The following is a 7722-nucleotide window of genomic DNA, read 5'->3' on the forward strand; positions in this document are numbered from 1 at the left end:
TCGCGGATGTTTTCAGGCTGACCTGAGAATATTTTTACTCTCTAATTCCATTTGATTTGCGTTCTCTGATATCGATTTTAGTCTAAACTCCAGTTAATAACAGAAGTTCAATCAAGCATCCAATTAGAAACAGATCGGTCGCTGTGGTGGACTTTCGCAGGTGGACAAATTAATCACACCCTTAAATACGGTCTGCAATTTCACCATGATTGGAAGATTACCTCTGACAACTTCAAGTTAAAAATTGAAGGGGATAGTGTTGGTTATGCAACTTTAAGTTTAGCGATCGCTCAGATGAGTACTCCTAACTTTTGGGAAACTTCAGCTACTCAGCGCTTCATCCTTTCGCAGTTACCTGAGTATCGCTTAAGTAAGTTTCAAAGAGCATTACCTGAAGTTTACTCTTTAGAGATGATTAGTAATTATTTACTAGATATCCGTGGAGTAATTAATTTTTTAAAGCAGACAAGCGATCGCTCCTAGATAAATGCCAACTATCCACATCTTTTATCTTCTGAGGTTCTATTTGGTTTAGTTCATTTCTAGCCAGTTGCAGAGTGATGGCGTTCACTTACAAGCGCTGTATCAATTATCCCTCTTTTATCACTTTCGGGAGAGAATAATCTGGAATGCTTACAGCATAAGACTTTTACCAAAAAACATGATTTCAGCCATTGTGTTAGAAAATAAACGCTCAAATGCCCGTTCTATCTACAGTTCAAAATTTGGCTTTGATTTTTATTTTCCGAGAGTGACAAAACAGGGTTATGTAGAGTGTTTCTACAGCACTCGCTTGACAACTAGCGTAGCACGGGACACCAGAAGCGGAAAGTTTTGCCCTATCCCTAGTACAACTTCTTGGCTGTCCCGTTGTGTTGCTAACTCTATTGAAACTGCAACCCGAAAACATTGAATGCCAAATTGCCAAAATTGTTTAGGGTGCTATCTCTCTCCCATATTCAGACTCTAGTACATTCAACAACTTCTCTTCCACAACAGTAAGATAAGGACGGTTCAGCTTCCCCAACAACTGCAACAGACTTTTGACTGTCTCCTCCAGTGGATCTGAATACACTCGACTGATGCGATCGCAAATCACCTGCATTTGCCCACACTCGGGAGGCAGATAATTGTAAGATTTGAGGTGCTGCAAAGCAACGGTGTACTCCCCATCCCAAGTTCTGACGGTGCAGCTGAATTCGCCTACATGGTTGACTATCCCCCAACATCCACCTTTGCCCCTGAGTTCCGGGTTGTCCTTGGCTAAAATTTGGCACACCTCCCCGATCTGGTAGGTATTGGGTACTTTGGTGCGTTCCATTATCTGCTGCACCACATCCTTCACGATTCTACCACTTGGGACTTTACCCTCTGCTTTTTCTACCGCCTGCTGCCATGCTTCTGGCTGTTGTTGAGGTTCTAGCTTTGCCAGAGGGCGAACTTGTACTTCTGATGTGGGCAAAATTTGGGAACTATTAGTTCCCATTTCATCTTCGCTTTCATTTTGGGAACTATTAGTTCCCATTTTTATATTGTCAACTATCACTGAACCAGCTATTAGATAATTTACATGGCGGTAAGTATAACTAAACCTATCCCTGCAATATTCCTCAAAGGTTTTATGGGTAGAGCGGTACAGTCGGCGATCACGTAACTCCATTAAAGCCTTTCCCGCCTCAAAAAATGCCCTCTCTACTTTTCTCTCCAGGTGCAAGCGATCGCTAATTTCCTGCTCGGTTAATTCTGGAACTTCAACGGCAGTAACGTTAATTATTGCTAAGGCTGGGTTTCCCTGAAGGGAGATATCCTCAAGGTCTTGGTCATCTGGTAATGTGCTGTCACTGGATGCAGCAGAGGTGGCTTTGTTGCGCTTACGGGGTGGTTTAGTCATTTTTCCACCTCTTTTGGTTCAGTGGCATTGCTTAAAGTCGATTGCAAATCAATTTTAAAAATAGAGTTTTCATAAAATGGTTCAGACTTTAGAGGAAAAAATACTTTCGACTTATTAGTTAGTAAATGCCTGTAAAAAGCAATATGTTACGATGTTTGGTCTTTTGATTTGTCTGACACATAAGCTAACAAGTCACCGGGCTGGCAATTAAGAGCTTTGCAGTATTTTTCTAGCGTGTCTCTGTCTAGTCTCTCTGGCATCACCCGAATATTTTTGTGCTTGCTGACGGTTACAGGATGCAACCCTGTCATCTGGGCAAGCTTTTTATAGTCGATTTCTCTATCAGCCATTAATACAGCCAAGCGCCACTTGATCGGCATTGATTCTTCTATTGGTATCACCATATCTAACTTACACCTCCTTGTGTTTGCCCCAATGCTTACTGTGACAGTGGCACAAATCTAGTCAGCTTTCAAATGTGGTTATCTGGTGTTTGCCTAGTCTAAGTAGGTATTCCTAGGCTTTGCATATTTTAATCTGGCTCGAACTTCAATAAATCGCCTGGATTACAGTTGAGTGCTTTACAAAGTTGATTAAGTGTTTCCCTATCCAGTCTCTTGGGCATATCACGGTATGCCTTTAGCTTTGAAATTGTGTTTGGATGAAGTCCTGTAATTTCTGCCAGTTCTCCAGTTTTAATATCACGTTCAAGCATGAGATAGGCCAAGTTCCACTTAATCGTCATTGGGAATAATGCGCTGCACTGCATCTTTAAAATTACCCTTTAACGGATGGAATCTAAACCTAGATTAGCTTTTGCTAACCGATATGTCAATATTCTAATCGTAATGATTGACAACTAATCGAAACGGTTAGATAATAAAAATAGAGAAAGCGCCCGACTACCAATCTGAAGCGCTTCTCTATGTCCATTAAGACTTTATCAATTATGACTCACGTTATTTACACAGCACAACAGCTGCAACTGAAATCTATTGCCCGACTCAAGCAAATCTACAGCGAAATCGCCTGCACAGTTGAGGTGACTGACAAACGCTGCAAAGATTGTTGGATTAGCGCGATCGCTGATTATCAGTCAAGCAAGATTCAGAAACTCACCCTTGCTGCCCCCGACGAACAAACCACAGCCCAAGCCGAACTCGACCACTTCATCGCTGACCAAGCCCAAGCCATAGCTCCCGAACCCCTCAGAATAGTCGAAATCTCCTTTTCTGATCACGAATATTGCGCTGGTAATCAACTGGTAGCCAGCATCAGCCATGACGACAACCACTTAACGCAAGGCTGGGTAGTCATGGTCAACGACAAAGAAGTATTTCGTGCCAGCACTCTAATGCGTTGCGATCGCTTCATCTGCACTCACTACAAAGACGGTTCATTACCTGTGCAAGAAGAAGCAGAGGTGCATGGGAGCAGGGGTGCAGAGGGGAAAAACCTACAACAACTTTATCCTCTGCCCCTCTGCGCCTCTGCCCCCATGCCTTCCTCTTCTACTGAAAACCAAATCATGGCGCATATTTTCAACGAGTGCCAGAATTACGGCTTTGAAATTCTCGACGATGGGATTTACCACAACGGCGTAAAGCTGGGACAAGTCGGCTGCACTAATAGGAATTGGTGGGTAATCCTGGGTTGTTCAGGTCAGCAGCAGTATTCTAACTCTGTGTTTGATGCTGTGCGCTCATTGTCGATGGTGGATACATCGCTGGCTGAACCAGTTCACGAATACTTGCAATCCCGACCCTTAGAGCAACTGACTACTGAGGAATTACAGCAGCTTTTCAACCATGAAGTGCGATCTCTTCTTCAAGAATTAGTCACAGTGTAAAACCTCATGTGGGCAGCAGTGAAATTGCTGCTCACTTTGAGGTATTTTTTGGGCGTTATTCTCCAAACACACCCAACTCTGTTACTTGCTGAAAAATATATTAGCCAAGGAATCAGCATGAGTTTATCCTTAAACCAAAGCGCTTTAATCGAGTCTCCTTCGTTGAGGACATCTGCATTAGATGGGTTGGATGCTTCTCGCTCTCAACAAGTATTAAACAAAGCTAGAGCTATAGTGTTTGCTGTTTGGAATGGCGAGGGCTGGGCAACTGTTGAACAGTTAGCTCAGTACTTCCAATGTTCTATACAAGGTATTAAGCATATATACGAGAGAAATAGTAAGGAGTTTCGGGATAATGAAACTAGAAAACTTACTGGGAAGGACTTAGCTGATGTTCGCTCCAAACTGGAGCTAGCATCTCGAACAGCCCAAGCCAGAGTCTTTTCACCTTTGGGAACACTCCGCATTGCAATGCTACTAACTGAGTCTGAGGTAGCAACCCAAGTCAGAACCATCATTTTAGATTTGGTTGTAGCTGTTCCAAAAATTACACCAGTACCTGCTTCTCCAACACCTGCCCTCCCTCCAGTCGAGCAACGGCTAGATACTTTTGTAAACGCAATGAAGACTTTAGCCGAACTCACCGGTGGCAGACTCAACCCATACATGGAACAGAATTGCAAAGACTTCGCCGCCAATCTCTTAGCTGACTACAACAGACAGTCATTTTCTGGCACACAAGAAAAATGGCTTGGCGTGGTCAACTTTGCGGAAATTGAACTTGGTAAAAAAGTCGCCCTGAGCGGCGCTCACTATCGGGGGCATCTTGGGACATGGGTGAGAACATTTTACCCTCAGTTAGGCTCACGCCAAGAAACGCGATTGGTTAACGGTGTGCAACAGCCCATTTATGTCTACGCTTGCCATGATCCGGTTGTTGCGGCTGGGTTGACCAAAGCTGTAGAAGAGTTTTTCGCTCATTCCAGTCCTGGTGCAGCGCTAAGGCAGGCAGGTGCTTTCGCTAGAAAATCTTTAGTAACCGCTTGATGGACATTGGACATTGGACATTAGTCATTAGTCATTAGTCATTGGGCATTGGGCATTGGGCATTGGGCATGGGGCATTGGGCATTGGGCATGGGGCATGGGGCATTGGTCAAATAGGGCGATCGCCGAGCAATCAAGAATTAAGACTTTTACAACAAAGGCAAATTCTACCTTGAAAGGAAAGGATATGGAACTTGGAATTTTTCAAAAAGACGCACTTACAGCGCTTCCGGCTATTATGCAATACAGTTTTCCTCTTGCCCCTCTTCTATCATAGCTTTCAGCTTTGAGAATGTACCTCATAGCTGCCGTAAGTGCTGTATTGAAAAACTAGCTAAGAAATTCTACGCAATTCAGGGCTATGTAGTACGCGAAGATTACCGGATGCAGTCAGCCACACATCCACAAGAAAGAGCGTGTGTGGCTATGGCTATTTTTGCAGTAGAAGAATTTCAATTAATTACAGATGAATGTTCAAATGAGGAGGATTAAATAAATATGCCACGTTTTTACTGTTACCGTTGAAGCAATTTCATAGTACATGAATAAAATACTTGCTCTCTATGTGGACGATTTCGAGAATCCGCACTGACTCGTAAAGCTTCTAAACTTAACGCAAAAGTTTCGCTCCTAAATTACAAGTGGGTAGTAGCAGGAATCTACGAAAAGGGCTTAGTTTACTATCTAACTGTTGAAAATCAATGGGCATTAGATAAAGACAAGGCACACATATTTCACGATAAAAGAGAAGCGACTGAAGCTTTTGAAACAGTAGAAAGACCATTTGTTGACTTTTATCCTAATATTGTTCAATTTAAAGAGGGGGAAGAAATATGAACAAAGAAACATGGTTATCTCAAGGAAAGACACTGTTTGGTGAGAATGTAATGAACTGGAAGTTTAAGTGTCCCTGCTGCGGTCATATCGCTACTGCTGAAGATTATAAAAAAGCCAACGCTCCTTCTAGCGCAGTCGCATTTTCTTGTGTAGGCCGCTGGATGCCAGTTCACAAAGAAGCCTTTGATGACAAAGATAAGCGTAATATTCCTTGCAATTATTCTGGGGGCGGATTGCTCAATATTAATCCGGTTATTGTTGATGACCGCAAAGTTTTTGAATTTGGAGTTTAAAGATGAAAGCCATAGTTACAGTAGTTGAAAAAATTACATCGGAAGTCCACATTAATATTCCTGACGGTTTAACATCAACAGCAATTAAGCAGCATATAACAAACCGTTACAACAGTGGCGAAATGCTTGCCTTAATGAACATTTTTCATGTTGATTTTGAATCTATTAGCGCTCACATTGATTCAAAACCTTATATTACTTGGCATCAAGGCAACCCTTGTGATCATCGTCAGTATTACTTTTGCAAACTGGGAAGATTTAGCTTAAGTCTGTTAACTGACACAGAGCAAAATTTGACTCGTACAGAGGCTTACTTGGGGAATTTTAAGCAACTTATTTACACATCGGAAAAAGAGATATCCAAAGAATTGGCAACAGTCGAACTCCAAAATTTCTTAAGTGGATTAGCTGTTGAACTTCAGACTTTAAGCCACATTGAATTTAGTGAGGATTCAGTATGATTGCCACACAATTGCTGATACCACAACCACATACAAGTGCATCTACAGCAGAAACTGTTGGTAGACATCCACTGAACTTTTACGAGTCTCCATCATGGTTCACTACTGAATTACTGCGTCATGTCAGATTATCCGGTGTGATTGGTGAGCCTTGTGTGGGACATGGAGCGATGCCTTCGGCGAGCTTCGCTAACGCATCATTACTCAGAGTGTGGCCCTACACCAAGCAAATGTGGACGAACGATATTGATCCACATAAAGCAGCTGATTGCCATCTGGATGCAACACTATCTGAGTCATGGGCTAAGTTTCCCGATTGTGACTGGATCTGCACAAATCCTCCATACTCAGAATTCGCTGCACCCATCATCAAGAATGCCTACCAGAAAGCGCGTATGGGTGTTGCCGCGTTCCTCCTGACCAGCTTTTTAGAACCCTGCGATGATCGGGCGGATTTCTTACAACAGCACCCGCCGTCACTTGTAATCATCATGCCGCGCTTTTGCTTTCGCAAAGACAAACGGGGTACTCGTTGGGCTACCGATAACGTTACCATCTCGTGCTTTGTATGGGACAAACGCGCAACCACACAACGCATTATCGTGCGTCCTAAGTCAGAAATTATTGGGTTTTACAAGAATCCAGAACAGGCTATTTCACAGGAACGGGCAGAAGAAATTGTTCGGGCGATTGCCAAAGGAGAATTATGCAACAACTAACTTTATTTCCCGAATCTGCTCCTACTTTACCAGTCAACTATTATCCAGAATTTCTAAACAAGGAAGAAGCCGACGAACTTTACCAACATTGCCAAGAACTGCAATGGCAGCAAAACCAAATTAGGATGTTGGGTAAAACAATGCCTGTTCCGCGCTTAGAGTGCATTTATGGTAATGAGGGCTGTGATTATCTCTATTCAAAAAGCGTACTGCTCAAACCATTGCCTTGGACTTCATCGCTGGCTCAACTGCGAGATAGGATTACTGCGACTACTGGCTACAGTTTCCGCATTGTCATCGGCAATCAGTACAGAAGCGGCTCTGACAGCATCGGCTGGCACAACGATAGTGAAGCATCAATGGGATTTAACCCAGCGATCGCCTCTGTCAGCCTGGGTTCGATGCGGAAGTTTCAGATTAAGCCTATCGGGGGTAAGTCTACTGATTTTTGGCTGGAACACGGGAGTTTACTGGTTATGCACCCAAGTTGCCAATCAACACATCTGCATCAAGTTCCGAAAACTAACAAAGTCGTTATAGCAATTATCAGTCTTATGAAGTACAGTAGCAGCAGTGAGTAAACCAACCCACTAAATTTTCTATCGTCACTTCTGCAAATGCCGCAT

Annotated in this window: 11 protein-coding genes; 8 read left to right on the forward strand and 3 right to left on the reverse strand. The window is 43.0% G+C overall.

The genetic code is table 11. The annotated features are described in order from the left end of the window. Positions 1 to 294: 294 nt before the first annotated feature. Positions 295 to 483: a hypothetical protein gene (locus tag V7K38_RS05320; protein ID WP_334856014.1), complete on the forward strand. Its 189-nt coding sequence runs from the start codon at positions 295 to 297 to the stop codon at positions 481 to 483. Positions 484 to 661: 178 nt separating this feature from the next. Next, on the forward strand, positions 662 to 913 hold the full coding sequence (locus V7K38_RS05325; protein ID WP_334856016.1) for a hypothetical protein: 252 nt from the start codon (positions 662 to 664) through the stop codon (positions 911 to 913). Positions 914 to 934: 21 nt separating this feature from the next. Here the strand turns inward: V7K38_RS05325 and V7K38_RS05330 are convergent, their stop codons facing one another. The 3 genes from V7K38_RS05330 to V7K38_RS05340 form a co-directional block, all read right to left on the reverse strand. Continuing rightward, positions 935 to 1891 (reverse strand): hypothetical protein, encoded by a 957-nt coding sequence (locus V7K38_RS05330; RefSeq protein WP_334856017.1) that lies wholly within the window; start codon positions 1889 to 1891, stop codon positions 935 to 937. Between the two features lie 146 nt (positions 1892 to 2037). Continuing rightward, positions 2038 to 2295 carry a helix-turn-helix domain-containing protein gene (locus tag V7K38_RS05335; RefSeq protein ID WP_229555133.1) on the reverse strand — a complete coding sequence of 86 codons (258 nt, stop codon included), beginning with the start codon at positions 2293 to 2295 and terminating at the stop codon, positions 2038 to 2040. Positions 2296 to 2423: 128 nt separating this feature from the next. After that, on the reverse strand, positions 2424 to 2660 hold the full coding sequence (locus V7K38_RS05340) for a helix-turn-helix domain-containing protein (protein ID WP_100903364.1): 237 nt from the start codon (positions 2658 to 2660) through the stop codon (positions 2424 to 2426). A 180-nt stretch (positions 2661 to 2840) separates the two neighbouring features. On the opposite strand from V7K38_RS05340, the gene V7K38_RS05345 reads away from it, so the two are divergent. The 6 genes from V7K38_RS05345 to V7K38_RS05370 all read left to right on the forward strand — a co-directional run bounded on the left by V7K38_RS05345 (position 2841) and on the right by V7K38_RS05370 (position 7677). Next, complete coding sequence (locus V7K38_RS05345; RefSeq protein WP_334856022.1) at positions 2841 to 3740, forward strand: hypothetical protein; 900 nt, start codon at positions 2841 to 2843, stop codon at positions 3738 to 3740. Between the two features lie 117 nt (positions 3741 to 3857). Further along, a complete protein-coding gene (locus V7K38_RS05350; protein WP_334856024.1) occupies positions 3858 to 4787 on the forward strand; it encodes a hypothetical protein in 930 nt (309 codons plus the stop codon). An 832-nt stretch (positions 4788 to 5619) separates the two neighbouring features. Continuing rightward, entirely contained in the window at positions 5620 to 5916 is a 297-nt protein-coding gene (locus V7K38_RS05355) for a VVA0879 family protein (RefSeq protein ID WP_334856026.1), read from the forward strand. Between the two features lie 2 nt (positions 5917 to 5918). Further along, positions 5919 to 6377, forward strand: a complete 459-nt coding sequence (locus tag V7K38_RS05360; protein WP_334856027.1) for a hypothetical protein — start codon at positions 5919 to 5921, stop codon at positions 6375 to 6377. Then, entirely contained in the window at positions 6374 to 7096 is a 723-nt protein-coding gene (locus tag V7K38_RS05365) for a hypothetical protein (protein WP_334856029.1), read from the forward strand. Before V7K38_RS05360 ends, V7K38_RS05365 begins: the two co-directional genes overlap by 4 nt. After that, positions 7084 to 7677 carry an alpha-ketoglutarate-dependent dioxygenase AlkB family protein gene (locus V7K38_RS05370; protein ID WP_334856030.1) on the forward strand — a complete coding sequence of 198 codons (594 nt, stop codon included), beginning with the start codon at positions 7084 to 7086 and terminating at the stop codon, positions 7675 to 7677. The genes V7K38_RS05365 and V7K38_RS05370 overlap by 13 nt, the downstream gene beginning before the upstream one ends. Positions 7678 to 7722 lie beyond the last annotated feature (45 nt).

Source organism: Nostoc sp. (assembly GCF_036917465.1).
Lineage (GTDB): Bacteria > Cyanobacteriota > Cyanobacteriia > Cyanobacteriales > Nostocaceae > Nostoc.